The following is a 1462-nucleotide window of genomic DNA, read 5'->3' as shown; positions in this document are numbered from 1 at the left end:
ATAGCCATGGGCGTCCTTCAATGCCTTGCGCACCCCGGCTTCATAGTCGGGATGGACGAGCTTGAAGTGGGCGAGCTGGCGTTCGACGATGAAGCCCGGCACGCCACCCATTGCCGCGGCAATGTTGGCGAACAGGCGCTGTTTCTGCCCGTCATCGAACAGGTTGAACAGGGCGCGCGGCTGCGAATAATCGTCATTGCCGATGCGGTGGTTATAGCGATCCGCATTGCCGGAGATGCGCAGCGGCGGCTCCTTGGCGGACGGCTGTTCCACCGGCCCATTGAAGGAATTCGGCTCGTAATAGGCATCCGGGTTGCCGGTCTTGATGCCGCCATAGACATTCATCTGGCCATCGCGGTGATAGTGATGCACCGGGCATTTCGGCTGATTGACCGGAATGCTTTCATAATGCGTGCCCAGACGATGACGATGCGCATCCGCATAGGAGAAGATGCGCGCCTGCAGCATCTTGTCCGGCGAATAGCTGATGCCCGGCACGATGTTCGACGGAGAGAACGCCGCATTCTCAATCTCGGTGAAGTAGTTTTCCGGATTGCGGTTCAGCTCCATGATGCCGATATCGATCGGCGGATAATCGGCATGCGGCCAGACCTTGGTGAGGTCGAACGGATTATAGGGCGTCTTGTCGGCGTCAAGTTCGGGCATGATCTGCACCTGAACCTTCCACTTCGGGAAGTCCCCCTTGTCGATGGAGGTGAACAGGTCTTCCTGTGTGGATTCACGCGTGCGGCCGATCACCTGTTCGGCCTCGGCATTGGTCCAGTGCTTGTGGCCCTGCATGGTCTTGAAGTGGAACTTGACCCAATAGCGCTCACCGGCATCGTTCCAGAACGAATAGGTGTGCGAGCCGTAACCGTTGATATGGCGCACATCGGTCGGCAGGCCGCGATCCGACATCAGGATTGTCACCTGATGCAGGCTTTCCGGCGACAGCGACCAGAAATCCCACATGGCGGTTGCCGAGCGCAGGTTCGTCTTGGGATGACGCTTCTGGGTATGGATGAAGTCGGGGAACTTGACCGGATCACGCACAAAGAAGACCGGCGTATTGTTGCCGACGAGATCCCAATTGCCTTCCTCGGTATAGAACTTCAGGGCAAAGCCGCGCACGTCGCGCTCGGCATCGGCTGCGCCCTGTTCACCGGCAACGGTGGAAAAACGCGCCAGCATCGGCACCTTCGCGCCCGGCTGCAAAGCCTTGGCCTTGGTGTATCTGGAAATATCGCCGGTGATGGTCAGCGTGCCGTAAGCACCCCAGCCCTTGGCATGAACGGCGCGCTCCGGAATACGCTCGCGGTTCTGGTGCGACAGCTTTTCAATGAGCTGGTAATCCTGCATCAGAAGCGGGCCGCGCTCCCCGGCACTCAGGGAATTCTGGTTGTCCGGTATCGGAGCGCCTGCACTCGTCGTCATTATCGGGCGATCTGCCATGGGAAATTCC

General features: G+C 59.0%; 1 protein-coding gene. It reads right to left on the bottom strand.

The window, feature by feature from the left end:
* On the bottom strand, positions 1–1452 hold a 1452-nt coding region (locus tag AVM02_RS13735; protein WP_411507488.1), incomplete at its 3' end, for a catalase.
* Positions 1453–1462: the final 10 nt, after the last annotated feature.

Origin of the sequence: Brucella anthropi (genome assembly GCF_046630315.1) — a bacterium.
In the GTDB taxonomy this organism is placed as follows: Bacteria; Pseudomonadota; Alphaproteobacteria; order Rhizobiales; family Rhizobiaceae; genus Brucella; species Brucella anthropi_A.
This window is presented reverse-complemented; position numbering and strand designations above follow the sequence as displayed.